The organism is Labilibaculum sp. (genome assembly GCF_041595635.1).
Lineage (GTDB): Bacteria > Bacteroidota > Bacteroidia > Bacteroidales > Marinifilaceae > Labilibaculum.
The window spans coordinates 1-18449 of sequence record NZ_JBFHJW010000075.1; the positions used below are offsets into that span (position 1 = coordinate 1).

The 18449-nt window shown below is 36.5% G+C and carries 9 protein-coding genes and 1 tRNA gene; 3 read left to right on the forward strand and 7 right to left on the reverse strand.

The window, feature by feature from the left end; all coding sequences use genetic code 11:
- From ABYT26_RS15610 to ABYT26_RS15620, 3 genes are all read right to left on the reverse strand, one after another.
- On the reverse strand, positions 1-944 hold a 944-nt coding region (locus tag ABYT26_RS15610; protein ID WP_372755578.1), incomplete at its 3' end, for a glycoside hydrolase family 88 protein.
- Between the two features lie 229 nt (positions 945-1173).
- Entirely contained in the window at positions 1174-2919 is a 1746-nt protein-coding gene (locus ABYT26_RS15615) for a RagB/SusD family nutrient uptake outer membrane protein (RefSeq protein WP_372755580.1), read from the reverse strand.
- An 88-nt stretch (positions 2920-3007) separates the two neighbouring features.
- Entirely contained in the window at positions 3008-6232 is a 3225-nt protein-coding gene (locus tag ABYT26_RS15620; RefSeq protein WP_372755582.1) for a SusC/RagA family TonB-linked outer membrane protein, read from the reverse strand.
- 955 nt (positions 6233-7187) lie between these two features.
- Between ABYT26_RS15620 and ABYT26_RS15625 the strand changes: the two genes are divergently transcribed.
- Both ABYT26_RS15625 and ABYT26_RS15630 read left to right on the forward strand, forming a co-directional pair.
- Complete coding sequence (locus ABYT26_RS15625) at positions 7188-11285, forward strand: two-component regulator propeller domain-containing protein (RefSeq protein WP_372755584.1); 4098 nt, start codon at positions 7188-7190, stop codon at positions 11283-11285.
- A 21-nt stretch (positions 11286-11306) separates the two neighbouring features.
- Positions 11307-12812, forward strand: coding sequence for an ATP-binding cassette domain-containing protein (locus ABYT26_RS15630; RefSeq protein WP_372755586.1), 1506 nt, complete (start codon positions 11307-11309; stop codon positions 12810-12812).
- A gap of 193 nt (positions 12813-13005) precedes the next feature.
- Here ABYT26_RS15630 and glpC read toward each other — a convergent pair whose 3' ends face one another.
- From glpC to glpA, 3 genes are read right to left on the reverse strand one after another with little or no spacing between them, the layout of a single operon-like run.
- Positions 13006-14265, reverse strand: a complete 1260-nt coding sequence (glpC, locus tag ABYT26_RS15635) for an anaerobic glycerol-3-phosphate dehydrogenase subunit GlpC (RefSeq protein ID WP_372755588.1) — start codon at positions 14263-14265, stop codon at positions 13006-13008.
- A gap of 7 nt (positions 14266-14272) precedes the next feature.
- Positions 14273-15514 (reverse strand): anaerobic glycerol-3-phosphate dehydrogenase subunit GlpB, encoded by a 1242-nt coding sequence (glpB, locus tag ABYT26_RS15640; RefSeq protein WP_372755590.1) that lies wholly within the window; start codon positions 15512-15514, stop codon positions 14273-14275.
- Positions 15515-15527: 13 nt separating this feature from the next.
- Positions 15528-17153, reverse strand: coding sequence for an anaerobic glycerol-3-phosphate dehydrogenase subunit A (glpA, locus tag ABYT26_RS15645; RefSeq protein ID WP_372755592.1), 1626 nt, complete (start codon positions 17151-17153; stop codon positions 15528-15530).
- Positions 17154-17962: 809 nt separating this feature from the next.
- Between glpA and ABYT26_RS15650 the strand changes: the two genes are divergently transcribed.
- Positions 17963-18050: transfer RNA gene (locus ABYT26_RS15650), tRNA-Ser, on the forward strand.
- 159 nt (positions 18051-18209) lie between these two features.
- Here the strand turns inward: ABYT26_RS15650 and ABYT26_RS15655 are convergent.
- Positions 18210-18449, reverse strand: a 240-nt coding sequence (locus tag ABYT26_RS15655) for a hypothetical protein (protein WP_372755594.1), incomplete at its 5' end; no start/stop codon positions are given.

Below are 18449 nucleotides of genomic sequence, written 5' to 3' on the forward strand. Positions count from 1 at the left end.
GCAGCTGCCGAAGCATCTTTTGGTGCATTAGGAATTGATGGATCGTCGAAATCCCAGTATGGCATTTGATCTTCCGATAAACGATTGATGAATACATCGGCCAATTTTTTAGCAGTTTCTAAAAATTTCACTTTTCCAGTTTCGCGATAGCACATGGTGTAACCATAAATTCCCCATCCCTGACCTCTGGCCCATTGCGAATCATCAGCATATCCCTGATGGGTAACTCCTTTTATAAAATGTCCGTCGATGGTATCGAAAACAGCAACATGGTAGGTAGTAAAATCGGGGCGAACAAGTGTAGTCATGCAAGTTTCGGCGTGTTTCACAGCCATATCGTACAAAGACTCATCACCACCATTTTTCGAAGCCCAAAACAAAAGTTCTAGATTGATCATATTATCAATGATCGTATTGTGAGGCCAATTCATTTTTTCTCGCATAGCAGGCCAGGAAAGAATAGTTCCTACCTTTGGGTTGTATAGGGTTGACAAAGAATCGGCTGCTTCCAATATAATATCATGATAAGCTGAATCCTGCGTAAGGCGATATCCATTTCCGAAACTACAATACAACATAAAACCTAAATCGTGATTGTCCACAGGAACATCAAGAACCCCATGCAATGGATTTGTAAAATCTTGTGCTTTTTTTAGAATGGTAGAATCATTGGATGCTTCATAAGCATACCAAAGTACTCCTGGCCAGAACCCGCAAGTCCAATCCATTTTTCCAACTTTATTCCATTCCTTTTGTCCAGGGTAAATATTCCTGGGTAAACTGTCAACATCATTTAAACCCTTCATTGTTTCTTGTGCTTTATCCACACAATACTCCAACATTCTCTGAGTATCTAGTTTTTCTATCGCTTTCTTCTCATTAGAACATGAAACAGTTGTAAGTAAGATTAAAAAAGCTGTTATCAAAGTGTTCGTCCTCTTCATTAATTGCTATTATTTGATGTTAACAAAGGCTTTGACAAGAAAAAATTCCTTCTCAAAATGTTAAACTTTATTTCTACTCTTAATTAATTGTTTATATGCTTCACAGACCAAGATCCATATGTTGCATATACAACAATACTTAGTGATACATTAAAAAAAGCCAGCAGCATCAATAAAGATCAATCTGCTGACTTTTTTATAATTTTTATTAATTCTATGATTTCACAAATTAATAACCAGGATTCTGCAATAGATTTTCATTCAAATCCAATTGATCAATAGGAAGTGGGAATAAGTAATGTGTTCTTTCAAAATTACGAATAGAAGAAGGATCAACAATTACTGCATCAAGTAATCCAAGTGGTGTTTCAATTGCTTCACAACCATAAATATAGTCGTCAGGATCATATAAATCTAAATCATCTTCATATTCAGTTCCTTCTACGATAGGACCACAAATAGATTCACTAAGTGCATCCTCAGCTAATCCCAATCGTTTCAGATCAAGATAACGGCTATTCTCTAAATAAAGCTCAACGGCACGTTCTCTCAAAATCTCCTCATAAATATCCATACCATTTTCAGCTAAAGTGGCATTAGTAATACCAGGCAGCCCTGCACGTTCTTTAACCAGATTAATGGATTCTTCCATCTGAGCATCAGTTAAGCTACCATTCAATTCATACAATGTTTCTGCATATATTAAATAAACTTCTGCCAAACGAATTATTGGATAGTCGAATGATTCTTCTTCTCCAGATCTATAGGTTCCATAGTTGTAAGAATAAAACTTTCTGTTTTTCCAACCAACTCCGCCTCCATCACTTGCTCCAGGTAAAATTAAAGTACCGGCAGAAAAGATATCCCAGACATCAACATCAACATCGGCAAAATAAGATCTCATACGATAATCGCGATTTTCAAATTCCGTTGCACATGTTGCATAGCCTTGGAAGTCATCTGAATCGAAAATTGTTTTTCCATCAAGGCATAAAAACATATCCATAAATTTACGAGATGGTGCACCACGGCCATACATTACGTGTGAAATTATCTCGCTCCCTTGATATAGATCATAATCAAATTTTTGATAAAGAATAAACTCATTATTAGAGGCTTTCTCTAAACCGGCGGGATTAGAGCCTGCATCTTCCAAATCGAAGAGATATAGATTACTTAAATTATCCAAATCATCATTGTGATTCCAAAGGCTGTAACCTCCATTGTCCATTACGTCTTTAGCTAAAGCATTTGCCATTGTCAACATTTCTGTCGTAGACATATAGTCAGCAGGGACAGTAAGCCCGGCTCCATTAGAAACACCATCTCCATCTGTAGTGGTTCCAACATTTTCTTCCCATGTGCCCTCAAAAAGTAAAGCCTTCGCTTTAAAAGCCTCAGCTGCATATTTACTAATCTTACCTTTATCTGCAGTAGCTATTTCATCTTCAGTTGGCAAATCTGCAATGGCCAGATCCAAATCCGCAAGTACTTGTGCAAATACTTCATAACGAGAATTTCGAGCTGAAGATAAAACATCACTGTCAACATCCAGAACTTCTGTTACAATAGGTACTCCACCATAACGCTGTAATAGGAAAAAATGATGATAAGCTCTAAAAAAATAGGTAGCAGCCACATACTCTTCAATATCGCTTGCGTCACCGTCATATTCTTCAGCCTTTTCGAGAATTGTATTCGCATCTCGTATATATTCATAAGTATCGTCCCAGAAATCATCCGATTCCGGAACTTCATCATCACCTCGTCCATAAGACTGTGCGAGTCCAGTTAAATCAGTTCCAAAATCAAAGTATTCCACTCCACCCCAGAGCGTTCTCCAACCTCCTAAACCAAGATATAAGTAATTTGAAGCTGCTTTAAATTGAGCAGCAGTTGTATAATATGCAGCTTCCGTAACGGAATCCTCAGGATCTAAATCTAAATATGTCTCCTGACATGCTGTAAGCACCATCGCACATGCTAATAATATAAATAATATTTTTTTCATCTTTGTAGTTTTTTTATTGAATTTCCAAGAGAACAATAAATACTTAGAATTTTTAGAATGTTAGGTTAACACCCATAGACCATGATCTGGCAAAAGGATAAGATGAACTAGAACTCTCACCAAACTCTGGGTCATAACCATCCTTAATACTGGTAAATTCAAATAAATCATTTCCTGAGAAATAAATTCTAAGCTTATCGAAATTAACGCCTTTTACATCAATATCTTTAAATGTATAACCTACTACAAGCGACTTCAATCGAATATATCGACTGTTCTGCATCATGAAATCGTTGTTCGCCCAGTTCCATGTCGACCTGGTAGGATCGAATGTCATCCTTGGATAATCAGCACTTGTATTTTCTTCTGTCCAGGTTTTGCCAATATATGCATTTGTTTGATTTGACCATTTCTTAGAAAATGGATATGCCATTTTACCAGTCCTTACAACATTTTGGCTTAAAACTCCTTGAAAGAATGTAGACATATCCCAGTTTCCGTAATGCAAATTAACGTTGATTCCAAAATTATAATGTGCCTGACTGTCACCCATACATTTCACATCACCATCTTTATCTGTTGTAGTACCAGAACTGGTAATTGCACCATCGCCATCTAAATCAACCTTTTTTGTATCTCCAACCCGAAGTTTTTTAGAGCCATCATCATAGTCAGGCATGTTACCGCCAGTTCCATCACTCGAATCATAATAATCCTCAACTGCATTATCGTCTACCAAGAAACCGTCCGTTTTATATAAAAAGTAAGAATTTAGAGCATAACCTTCCACGTTTTCATTCAGGCCGGCAGAATAAGTATTAACGCCTTCCATACTAACCAGTTTGTTTCTAGAATCGCCAATATTACAGGAAACATTATACTTAAGTTTTCCAACCTCTCCACGATAACCAAGAGTTAGCTCCCATCCATCAACCTTAAGCACTCCACTATTGGTCTCTGGTGCAGTGTCTCCAAGTACACTAGGATATTCAACTTCGACAAGCATACCGTCGTTCTTCTTCCAAAAATAGTCGAACGATCCATATAGTTTATTGTCGAATACACTAAAATCAACACCAATGGTTGTATTTTTCACACGTTCCCAGGTTGTTGAAGTTGTTGTCATCCCATCAACATAAGAAGCATCCTGTGCTGCGGCATTTGTTGTTCCAAAAGATACAGACGAAAACCCCATCTCTGATATGTCAGAATAAGTATCTATGCCCTCCTGGTTCCCTGTTACACCATAACTGGCACGAAATTTCAAAAATGAAACAAAATCTAAAGATTGCATAAAATCCTCTTCACTAATAATCCAACCTAACGAACCATAAGAGAAATTTGCCCACTGGTTCTCGTCACTCATTTTCGAAGATCCATCTCTACGAAAAGTACCTTCTAACAAATATTTATTTTTATAACTGTAGTTAGCCCTACCTAAATATGAGTAAAGCCCCCAATGATTTGACCCTCCTTCATTCTGTTCACTTGACTCTTGTGAAGCAATATCGAGGTCGTACACACCATAATCATCAAGCCCCGAACGATAACCATAAAGTCTGCTGTATTCATATAATTCACCAGTTACACCAGCCATTGCTGAAAAAGAATGGTCGCCCAATTCTTTTTTATAGTCTACAAATCCACCAAAAGTTTTATACGTTTTTGTTTCATTTTCCGCACTCACATAGGGTGAACTATTTATTGAAGTACTAGCCAGAGTTCCATCCCATCCGTAGGTAAGTACCTCTAAGGTATAAATATCAGTATCAAGAAATTCTTTCTCAAACGAAGCAGTACCTCTTACCGACAAGTCATTGGTGATATCTATTGTGGCAGCAACATTTAGGCGAACCTGATCGCGAGCAATGTTTTCTTTTCCTCCTTCGGAAGTGGCCGCAACTGTATTTTTATTTCCCGCTGCTGCTCCAAAGTTTCCATACCAAAGTCCATCAGGAGTTTTAGAAGGGAAAATTGGAGGATCCTGATCAATTGACCAACTACCAAAACCTGTTGATGGATTATTGGTAATCGTATTCAAATACGAAAATCCACTCTCAATTTTAAACCAATCTGTCAATTTATAATCGTAATTAAATCGAGCATTATATTGTTTTTGACCATCGTATGCAGTCTTCAACATACCTCTATTCTCTGAATAACCTGCAGAAAAACGATAATTGGTTTTGTCTGAGGAGCCTGAAATACTAACATTTTGTTGGTTCGATACTGATGAGCCATACATTTCATCAAAACGAGGAGCATTAGCCATCCAAATATCTCCCCATGCAGTATTATAATACTGTGCTGTATTTGCTTGCATAGCCACTAGGTTATCTTCAGTATACCAGTTCCAATAGTTCGCATAGATACCATCCTGCTCCGCAGCCTCAAGAAAAACGGTAGCATATTCACCCATGGTAGGAGATGTAGGACGAATCCCAATGGTTTGAACACTAATATTACTGGTAAAGTTAACCTTCATGGCACCTTTCCCCTTCTTAGTTGTTACCAATATAACACCATTGGCAGCACGGGCTCCATATATAGATGCAGCACCATCTTTTAGCACACTCACAGACGCAATATCATCTGAGCTCATGTTTAAAAAAGCCTGATCGCTAATGGCAGGTACCCCGTCAATTACAATAAGAGGATCACCACCATTTACAGAAGTTGCTCCACGAATTGTAAAATCAAACTCCTCATTTCCTGGTCGAGATGAACTCCGGGTAACAACTAAACCTGGAGTTTGTCCTTGTAAAGCCAAAGCAGGGCTAGCTGTAGCCTTATCATTAAAGGCATCTGAATCTACCTGATCAATAGCACCGGTTAAGGTTGCTTTTTTCTGTACACCGTACCCCACAACAACTAACTCCTCCAAACCAATGGAACCTTCTTCCATAATCACTTTGAATGAATCTTGTTTCGTGATATCCAACTCTATATCCGTCATTCCAACAAAGGATAACAATAAAATTGTAGCATCTGAAGGTACTGTAATAGAAAAATCACCATCAATTGTCGTAATGGTTCCTAATGTAGTTCCTTTTACAATAACCGAAACTCCTGGAAGAGTTTGTCCATTGTGATCAAACACTTTACCGGTAATTTTTTTGTTTTGCTGGGTAGCTGAATCAAAATTACCATTTTCGTTAGTTGGGGAATAATGATTCGCATTTGCCGAGATCTGGAACAAAACCAGAACAAACAAAAGACTGAAGCATTTTAAACCACCTCCAAAGGTAAAATACCTTAAAAACGATTTTTTTTTCATAAATTTGTAAGATGTATAAGTTATTATTATAATGATAATATCCTTGATTAGATATTATTTTACGAGAAATGTTTGCAGCATTTCTCGTTTCTTTTTATTCAAACATAACACCTCATTCTGAAGCTCTTTATACTCTATAATTAAATTCTTTTTCATTTCGTAAAGCTTACTATTAATAATAAAAATTCATTTTTCGAAAACGTTTCCTAAAAACAACAAAAAAAAAAGTTATTCATTATTATAAATCACCCCATACTCAAATGGATTTTATTTCATTAATCAAAAAACAAGTAAATCATCAAGCAAATATAAAGAGCAATAACAACCATATAAATATATGTGGTGTACTTGTTTTTACTTATTGCCTTAAGCTTGTTCTTCATGAATATTTTCATGCAATAAAACTATTCATACATTATTCAATTCAATAGGAAATACGTTTCAAATTATAGGATTCTCGTTGCATATAAAGCGCTAACGCTTGAACGCCAGTGTTTTGCATTATTTTAAAGATTGAGTAATTTCCCTGTTTTTCGACAAAAAAAATATCATTTTCTTTCAATAATCTTTAAAAATAAATGCTAAATCATCAAAATTAGATATTAAACTAGGCTAAGACTTATTCGTTTTTCTACTAATATGAATCCAAATAGACAAATAGTCCTCTCTCAAAAAGAGATCGAAAAACAATCGCTTTCACAATTACAAAATCAACAGAATTAAGAAAGTTGAGGAATCTACTTAATTAACAAAAAGAAATAAAATTTCTTACTATTTGCTTGTCTTTGATATAATCAATAAAAATAACAACAAAACAACAAGCATTTACGCGACTGCTTTTTTTTACAAAAGCATTTACCTATTTTTGATGAAGCTGCGGCCCTCGGGATACATCGGAATAAAATAGCAGTTCTATTGACCCAATAACCGCATAACCTGACCAAATCGACCCAATATGAATAAAAAAGCTATCTTGCTATTTTTAGGATGTATATTTCTTTCGTTTTTATCTGTAATTGGCAACAATTCAATCCCCTTCAAACATTACAATTACGAGAACGGCCTAATTTCCAACTGGGTAAACTCCATCATCCAGGATCAGGACGGCTTCATATGGATCGGTACAGCTGATGGTTTGTGTCGTTTTAACGGATATTCATTCGACAGTTTTGAAAATATACCTTCGGACAGTAGTGCTTTTGCTGATAATTTTATTTCCTCCATAGCTGAAGATTCCACACGCAATTGCCTTTGGTTGGTAACTTCAACTGGAATATCTAAATTCGATAAAACCTCTTATCAGTTCAAAAACTACGGAACATTCACCACCACTAATTCTACCTACAGCCCTTTTGCCCGAGGATCGGTTTGTGTTGATAGTCATGGAAACATTTGGGTAGAAGGATTTAACAAGGGATTTAGTGAAGGTTTATTCACCTACCTCCCCAAAGAAGACAAATTTGTGAATGTTTCAAAGATCAATAAATCGGTCCCAAAAAATCTGACAGCCATTTGCGAAGACAAAAATCAGCGTCTGTGGTTCGGTTCAGAAAATGGACTCTACTATTACCTTCCGGAATCAGATTCCTATCATGAAATTAAATACCGCTTAAAAAATGGAGATCCGCTTCATATCACCACTTTATATGTAGATTCTAAAAACACATTGTGGATTGGAAGTAAGCAGAGCAATTCCATATATATCTGTGTAAACGACAGTATTTCCAAGTACTTCGAACCTGTAATGGAAACGACAGAATACAATTGGATTTCGACCATAACCTCCTATAACAATGACGTTATTCTGGCCGGAATAAAAGATTTAGGTGTTATGATACTTAACCAAAGCACCGGAGAATCTGATTTTCTGCAACCCGACCTTTATAATCCCAAAGGCTTGCAAAGTAAAACTCCAAATGTAATGTACACCGATAAATTTGGTAACGTTTGGATTGGTAGCTATAATAATGGTCTCAATTTTATTGATAAAAACAGAAAGCTATTTGATCATTATCATTTTAATTATACCAAAAGTGGATTGCTAAGCAACTGCGTTAGAGCTTTGTTTGAAGATTCGGATGGAGAATTGTGGGTTGGCACAAAAGAAGGTGGTGGAATCAGCAAATTCAATTCGAAAGAAGGACTTTTTGAAAATCATAAAGCAGACAAATCGAAACAAAACTGGATTAATAATGATATTGTAATTGCAATTAATGAACTGGAAGCCGGTAAATTATTAGTGGGTACATTTGGCAGTGGTATTTTCACTTATTATAAAAAAGAAAATATCTTTTCCCAGTTTTCCAAAGCAAATCAATCAGGGAATTCCATCTCCGATAATAATGTATACGCCATATATAAAGATTTCGATGGTAAAATATGGATAGGAAACAATTCCTATACGGATATTTACGATCCAAACACAGAGCAATTCTCACATGTAACAAATGCTACCTACGCCAGATGTTTTCTCGACCTGGGGGAAAACGTTCTAATTGGGACATGGTCCAATGGTGTATACAAATACAACAAAACAACTAAGCAGGTGGAAAATTACCCACTTACTGATTTCAACTTACCGCTGGATAAAAAAACCCGCATCAATGACATTGCTCAAGATCGTAACGGAACTTTATGGTTTGCAAGCAATAAAGGATTGATTCAACACAAGCCTAAATCAAAAAAAACCAAGTTTTACACCGTAAAAAATGGATTGAATAATGATAACATTTGTGCCCTCGTAATCGACGATAACAATAACGTATGGGTAAGTACAAAAGGTGGCATTTCGAAATTATCGGCCAATGAGAATACCTTCAAAAACTACGACAAACACGATGGACTGCAATCCAATGTTTTTGAAGAATTTGTTTCTCTAAAAACCAAAGATGGAAAGCTTCTGTTCTCGGGTACCAATGGCTTTAATATTTTTCATCCCGATTCGATAAAAGACAATCCAAACATTCCGAATGTAATAATTACCGAAATGCAGGTTTTGAATGAACCTGTAAAAATAGGAGCTCCAAATTCACCATTGAGCAAACACATTAGTTTGACCAAAAAATTGGAGTTAAGCTACGAGCAATCCTCCTTCTCTTTTGAATTTATTGGCATCAATTATACATCGCCTGAAAATAACCAATACCGATACAAGCTAGAAGGATACGATGACAATTGGAAGGATGCCAAACACAGCAGAATTGCCACCTATACTCATTTGCCTGCCGGAGATTACGTTTTTAAAGTGATTGCTTCCAATAATGATGGCTTATGGAACAAAAAAGGAGCATCTGTTGAAATTATTGTATGGCCTCCATTCTGGAAAAGCAAAACAGCCATAGTCATTTACTTTATTCTTCTGATTGGACTCCTTTTTCTATTTACAGCCATTATTACTTACCGCACAAATCATGAAAATAAATTGAAAGCCGAAATTCTAGAAAAACATAGAATTGAAGAAACAGATAAAAATCGATTGAAATTTTTCACCAATATTTCACATGAGTTAAGAACCCCACTTACACTTATAAGTGCCCCATTAGAAAAGATTATTCATTACGACATTCAAGATCAAAAACTAAAATCGCGTCTTCTTAGTATGAACAGAAATGCGCAAAGGTTACTTCGTCTTATTAATCAGTTAATGGATTTTAGAAGCATGGAAGAGAATCGAATTCCATTAAAAGTATCGCAAGGAAATATCATCGAAGATTCACAAGAAATATTTAATAGTTTTGATTATTTAGCCCAAACTAAAAACATTGAATTACACTTTACCAGTGATCAAAAAAGTAAAAAATGCTGGTATGATTGTAGTATTTTAGATAAAATACTATTCAACCTTCTTTCCAATGCAATTAAATTCACGCCCAAAGGCGGCAACATCGAACTTTCTCTTTGTGTTGAAGAAAATAAAGCCATCTTTAAAGTAAAAGACAGTGGAGTTGGAATACCGGCCGACTCATTACTTAAAGTCTTTGATCGATTTTACACAACCGATTTTGCTGGTCAACAACATACAGGAACAGGAATTGGATTGTCCTTTACAAAAAGTCTGGTTACACTTCATAAAGGAAGCATAGGAGTAGAAAGTGAAATGGAGAAAGGTAGTTGTTTTACTTTTGTAATTCCCATCGCAAAAAATTCCTTCGACGAAAAAGAAATTTGTACTGATACTCTAGACAAACCACAAATTGCGAATGAAACTAAAGTCCCTACTACAATTCCAATATCAATACAGAAAAGCAAAGTTGTGGAAAAAAATGAAACCTTAATGATTGTTGAAGATCACGACGATTTACGAGAATATCTGATTTCTAGCTTTAGCGAATACAATATTATTGAATGCCCAAATGGTAAAATTGGAATGGAACAAGCCAAAGAGCAAATGCCTGATCTGATTTTATCGGACATTATGATGCCCGAAATGAATGGTTTGGAATTGTGTAATGCCATCAAAACCAGCTTTATTACTTCACACATTCCGGTTATTCTTCTAACTGCCAGAACTGCTGACGATCAAAAATTAGAAGGCTTTAAACATCATGCCGATGCTTATATTGAAAAGCCTTTTAATATTGATTTACTCAAAGTTCAAGTAGAAAACATGTTACAATTCCGTGAAAATATCAAGAAAAAATACAAACAAAAGATCAGTAAGAACAAAACAAGAATTGATGAAGTTGCTGAAACTATAATTCCACCTTTAGACAAAATGTTTCTTGATAAAGTATCAGAATTAATTCGTTCGAAAATTTCTGATTTTGATTTTTCAGTGGAAAGTTTAAGCTCTGAACTAGGTATGAGTAGAAGCCAATTGTTTAGAAAATTTAAAGCACTTCTCGACACAACACCCAGCAAATACATAAGAGATATGCGCTTACAACACGCTGCAAATTTATTAATCCAACAACAATTTAATGTAAACGAGGTTACTTTTATGGTAGGATTTTCTGATGTTTCCCATTTCATCTCTCTTTTTAAGAATCAATATGGACAAACACCAAAACAATTTTCCGAAAGTCAACTAAAAAAACAAATTCAAGAAAGTTAAGGCCTTCAGAAAATAATAAGCATGAAAAACCAAACTCTTATTTCCTTCAAAAATACCAGCATAAAATCTCTTCAACAAAACATTCTTAAAGATGTTAATATTACAATAAAAACAGGAGAACAATGGGCTTTAGTTGGCGAAAGTGGTTCAGGAAAAAGTGCGCTTTTAAAAGCCATAGCAGGAAAACTTTCCCCATGTCAGGGAGAATTTACTCATCCATTACTGGATAAAATAGCCAGGGATAAAAATGAACAAAACCCTTTGTTTAACTGGAAGAATCTAATCAGCCAGGTTTCCCCGAAGCATAACTTTGTGAACCTTTCAAACACAAATAACTTTTACTATCAGCAACGATTCAACTCTTCCGATTCAGAAGATATTCAAACTGTGAAACAATATTTATTGAAAACAGAAGTATCCTCAGACTCCAAAAACTGGACTTACAATAGAATTCTTACCCGATTAAACCTAACAGATCTACAAAATAAACACCTGATTAAACTCTCGAATGGGGAAACCAAACGCCTTCTTATTGCAGAAGCCTTGCTTAAAAATCCTCTTTTACTTCTACTAGACAATCCTTTTACTGGTCTTGATGTTGAAACAAGAGAAAACTTCAATCAACTCATCGGTGAAATATCCGATTCAGGCATTGGCATTGTTATGGCAAGCTCGCCCGAAGAGATTCCCGATTCTATAACTCATATTGCAGTTTTGAAGGAAGGAAAAATCGCAAAAGTTCTTTCTCCTAAAGAGTTCCGACCTGAGAAAATGAGATCAAAATCCTGTCGAAAATTCGACATGCAAGAACTTCAACAACTTCTTGCCTGTTCCAAAACCGAAATGTTCAAGAACATCGTTGAAATGAAAGATGTTCGCATTAAATATGGCGAAAATGTAATTCTTGATCAGGTAAACTGGAACATTAAACAAGGTGAACGATGGGCACTTTTAGGTCACAATGGCGCTGGAAAATCGACTTTACTGAGTCTGATTAATGGAGACAACCCACAGGCTTACGCCAATAACATTTCGCTTTTTGATGTGAAAAGAGGAAGTGGTGAGAGTATCTGGGAAATTAAAAAGAAAATTGGCTTTGTATCGCCTGAATTTTTTCAATATTTTCCTCATGGGAACACCTGTTTACAAGTAATTGAATCGGGATTTTACGATACTTTAGGACTCTTTCGCAAATCGAATCCTGAAAAAGCAGAAATTGCCAAACGATGGATGCGTCTGTTAGAAATTGAAGAATCGGCAAACCAACGATTCAAAGATATATCGGCCAGCACTCAACGTTTGTGCCTACTCGCCCGTGCTCTGGTAAAAAATCCACCCTTACTGATATTCGATGAACCCTGCCAGGGATTGGATACGCATCAAAAAAATAATTTCAAATTCATCACCGATAAAATCTGTGAAAACAGCAGGCTTACACTAATTTATGTAAGCCATTACACCAAGGAGATCCCTAATAGTGTTAAGCATGTTTTGCATCTGAAAAATGGCAAACCGTTCACAAAATAAATAATAACAAATATCTGCATACAAAATTGCCACAACTAAGGAATTTGAAATCCTGTACTTGTGGCAATTGACCCTAAAATATAAACTAACCTTCTTTTTTCTCGTCCTGTTCATGCATTTTGCACAACAGAAAGTATAAATATCGATGAACGGTTCGATGCTTTGAACCAGCCCAATCCTAAACTATAATCATTTACTTCTTCCATAATTTCATGGTTGCTTCTACATCCAAAGCTTCGGCAATAATTGAAATGGGATGCTCCACTTTTTTAGTGGTTGACATCTCTATTTGCCATTTACAGGTTTCACAATCTGTAGCCACAAAATCTACATTTGAACTTTCGATCTGATCAAATAATGGCTTACCAACTCCCTGAGAAGTTTCGTAATTCTCCTTTTTAAAGCCATAAGTACCTGCAATACCACAACATCGCGATTCCAAAGCCATAAAATCAACTCCTGGAATCATTTTTAACAGGGAGGTAGAATATATCGACCAGCCCAATTTTTCCATGTGACATGGCGTATGGTAAGCAATTCGCTTTTTGTAAAAATCTTTAAAAACCAATTTCAAATCTCCTGAGTCGATCAGACGAAATAAGAAACGAGTTGCTAATTCACTCTGATCACGAATTTCATCATTTTTCACACCCAACAAATGTGGATACTCATCGCGAATGGTAAATATACAGGTCGATGATGTCGATATTACAGGCATACTTCTTCCCACAATAGACTTTTTGAATGCTTCTACATTGTGCTTGGCTTGTTTGGTAGCCTGCTTAATTAAGCCATTGGAAATTAAAGCTACACCACAACATTTTTCTTTTTCAAGAAGATGAACACCATAACCAGCAGCATTCATAATCTTAATCAAATCTTTACCCTGCTGCGGAAAATTATAATTCACATAACAACCATGAAAATAGCTGACATGTTTCTTGAAATCATTCTGTTTCTTTGCAGCATATCTTTTGTACCAAGTCTCAAATCGCATTCCTGAATATTTGGGAAATATCCGGTGATGATCAATTTTCAAAACCCCATCCATAATACGTCGAACAGGTTTCAGTGCCACCATTGGATTCACAATAGGGGCGAATGTACTAGCCATAGTTCCTACAATATCGGTGTTGGCTAGGATCATATCCCTAACTTTAGGCTTTTTCTTACTGTGCTTAATTCGAGCCAACTGAATGATATCCCCAATTTTTACTCCATGAGGACAAGCAACCTCGCAGCGCTTGCAGTTCATACAAAATTTTAACGATTCATCGAAAAAGCTCGGATCCTTTAGGCGTAATCGCTCCCCATCGGGACCAGACTGCTTCGGTCCAGGATAATCTGGATTTACTTCCAGAACAGGGCAATAAACGGTACAAATTGTACATTTCACACACTGTTCAAAATTATTATCGCTTATATTGAATGGTTCAAATATCTCCTTTTTCATCATCCTCTTATTTTAAAAGTTGTCCAGCTACATGCAAGGATGTCAACAAACTGATACCAGCTCCACTACCTTCTTTCAGAGCATTTGCCCCTCCTAGTACCGATCCTGCTACATATAAATTCTCTATTGGCTGCCCTTTCAGCAACGCACGAAATTTATTATCGGTTTTAACCCCATAATGCATATAAGGCTGATCCTCAAAAAACTTTTCGTCGAGCCATTTTGAGCTATCAACATCTCCATCTATATCCAACCCAAAAATTGGTTCATAAAGCTTATCGCGCGCTGCCACAACTCCCTTACTATAAAAACTTCCGCTGGCCAAAATAAACTGATCCGCTTTCAATTTTATATCCCCGTGGTTATTGGTCTGAATGGAAACTAATTTCTGATTCTCAATGCATCCTTCTTCTACATTATCGCCCAAGAAATAAGTCCCTCCTAATTCTTCAAATCGTTTCCTCAACAATATCTGACTGCGGATGCCTGGTACCGAAGGAGGAATTGCAGGTACTAATACAACAGACTTGTTAATTTTTAATTTTAACTCAGAAGCAACCTCTTTGTTGAATAAACCAAACACCGCGGGAAGAATAACTACGTCAAAACCTTGGCTAAGCTCATTTACCTTTTGAACAAATTCTTCCAAAGCTTTGCCTTGATCGAATACCTTGGCAATATTTGTAGATCGCATTTCACTGGGATTGCGACGTATGGCCTCAAATTCCTTCATGGCAAAATTTTTCACCTGCGCATCTATATCAAACTTCGTAAGCCCATCCTTTATAAAAAGAGTGTGAAAATCAAGAAATCCACTAAAATTTAAAATAACAGCTTTCTCCCAGGGAAACGAATCTTTGTGATCGAAACATGTAAAATCCTCTATGGTCAACCAAGTCGGCTTCATAATTCCCATGGGCGTAAGTACAAAATGGTTTTGATTTGCCTTACCCGAAAAATTCAATCCAGCACGCTTCAATAATTGCGGAGCTTCTTCGACCAAACGAGCAACATTTTCCAAACCAACACGCTGATATGGGTGATTCTTTGCTAAAGTCTTCATTCCGTCAAGCGGATTTTTCACTTCTTTTCCATTTGCCTTTCCAAGCAAATCGTAAGAACCAGAAAAAAAATGGATTGCACTCTGACCGGAAGAAATAATTGCGCACTTTCGCCCTTGTTCTGCCAGTTTAATTCCACAGGTGAGCCCACTTAACCCACCACCTATAATAATGTTATCGAATTTCATACTAATTCTCTCCTTAATTATTGTCTGGTTTTAGTCCGTATATGCCTTCATATATCCACGAAGTAAACTGCACTTCATTGATCCCTTCTCCCCAGGTAATTGGCAACATTCCCTTCCATCTTTCCTGAAGAAAATTAGCCAAATCATCTTTTGCTTTTCCTGGTTTCTCCGACGATTCGCATAGAAGTCCTGCAGCACGACAAGCACATAACTCACCCTGACAAGTTCCCATGCCTACACGAGTACGACGTCTTAAATCGACCAGATTATTTACATGCAATTCATTAATAGCATATCGTACTTCTCCTATGGAAACGCCTTCACACTCACAAACCAATGAATCATCATTACTTCCTCCGTTGGAAGTTTTGTGTGCTAAAGACCCATGACGATCCAGTGCTGATTTCTGAGCAATACTAGCATTAGAATAAATTTTTTGGGAAGCATCCTTCAAACTATGATCACTACTTTCAGATCCTGGTAAGGCAATCTTAGCCGTTTCACATTGCTTATTAACAGCCAATTTTTTACAAATTAAATCAGTAGCCTCTTCTGCCATCAATCGGTAGGTCATCAACTTTCCTCCAGTAATGGTTATAAAACCAGAAAGTCCATCTCGTTCTTGATGATCTAAAAGGACAATTCCACGACTAATATTTCGCCCACTCGGATCATCATCTGCAGCAACCAAAGGGCGCACACCAGCATAAGCCCGTAAAATACGAGTCGTAGCCAAAGATGGAGACAATTTCACCCCTTCCCGTATGAGAACATCAACATCCTGTTTCGATACAAACATATTATCAATCTGATCATAAGGAATGTGTTCTGAAGTGGTTCCTATCAAACAAATGGTATCTCCTGGAACCAGGATATCAGCATTAGCAGGCTTTCTACATCGATTAAGAACCATCTTATTAACACGATGCCCGAAAATTAGTAAAGACCCTTTAGCTGGAAACATATTAATTGTAACTCCAGCAAGATTTGCGATATGATGTCCCCAAATACCACCCGCATTTACAATTACTTTAGCGTAGTATTTTGCTTTTTCTTTTAGCTTGTGATTAAACAATTCAACTCCAACAACCCGATCCTGCTCTTTTTCAATGCCTATAACTTCGTGTTGAGTCAAAAGCTCAGCTCCATGAATTTTAGCATCCAATGCATTCGAAAGAGTTAAACGGAACGGATCTACTGATCCATCAGGCACTTTAACAGCACCTATAATATCAGGATTTGCCGATGGTTCCATTCTACGAGCTAAATCTGGATCGATAACTTCTGCATTGATCCCGGCACTCGAACAGGCCGTAACAAATTGAGATTGAAAAGCCAGATCATCTTCTGGAAGAGTTAAAAATAATCCATCATTCTCCTCTACGCAATGGTTTGCGATTTTCCGCAAGATCATATTCTCTTTTATACATTCTGAAGCGGATTCATGATCGGTTACAGCATATCGTGCACCACTATGTAATAAACCATGATTTCTTCCTGTAGCACCAGTAGCAAAATCATGACGTTCTACAAGCAAAACACTCAGACCCCTCATGGCACAATCTCGTGCTGTCCCTGCACCGGTAGCTCCTCCACCAATGATGATCACATCGTACTCTTTGGATTTATTATTGTTCATGATGAATTTTATTTATCAACATTTTTTTTTGGACATTTACCTGATAAAATAGTTCTCTTTTAATCAAGTCTCCATTTTCTATTCCACCGCTCAACTACAATCAGATAAAACTTTCTTTTTTTAGAAAAAGCATAAACAGAATTCTCTTCGAGTCATTTTTCTATTGCTATTTCAATCCTTAATTTGATTATTTCTCAATATTTTAAGGCTTTTACAGCAATTACTAATATTTCTCCGGAGCAAATATAAATATTTTACCTAGCAATGCAAAGTACATACTCTATAAAAGTATTTTGCATTATATATGCGTCGATCTAAAATCAAATTTCCACCCTAAAAACATGGACCTATCAACTTGATTTACCGACACTAAACCTTAAGTGAAATTATTTGAAAAATAATTTTATGTTTTTGGTACAACAAGGGCAGGAAGGAAAAATATTTTGAAGAAAGAGAGAAATTGAATGCTACAATTATTCCAAATGGAATACATTGCGATTCTCTATGTCCTGATTCAATAACACTTGTTTACACCATAAAATTATTTATAATCTTGTTGGTCTAAAAAGTAGGAAGAATCTATACCATAGGGAAATTTCAGCCTAAAAAGACCATTTTGATATCCTAAAACAAAAAATGTTCCTAAAGCTAGTCCCGACTACACATCACATTAGTAAGGAATTGGAAAATTTACACCTAAGAATAAAAAGTTAATTCATCATTCTAGATCAATTTTCTCACATAATCTTTTATAATCTGACATTTTATTCTACTTTTGTGCCGCACAATTATCCTAATGGATATCGCTTGGAGAAATGACAGAGTGGCCGATTGTGCATGCTTGGAAAGCATGTGTACCGCAAGGTACCGGGGGTTCGAATCCCTCTCTCTCCGCCAGTATTTACAAAGAAAGCAGCATTTTAGAATGCTGCTTTTTTGTATTAAACAATCTTGGGTTGCAACATAGTTGCAACATTTTATGCACTTTAATGCTCTAAAAAGCAAAAAGCTGCCACAAAGTCAGTAGCAGCTTAAAGAAAAGTTTACTTTCGAATTTTAGGTCAGCATGACCGATTCATGCTGATCGGAAGAATATTCACTTCCATCCGCATTGCCAAAATAAGCATAGACCTGAACCAAGCCCATACTAAATGTAAGGGTTATGTCAGCTGTTTCGGCAGAACGCAAAACACCTGGATGCAAAACCTGAACATCATCATCCGATGTTAACACCACCAGGTGCAAAAGATCATCGGCTTCGCCAACTCCATTTGCACTATCGTCTGTCCAGGAGAC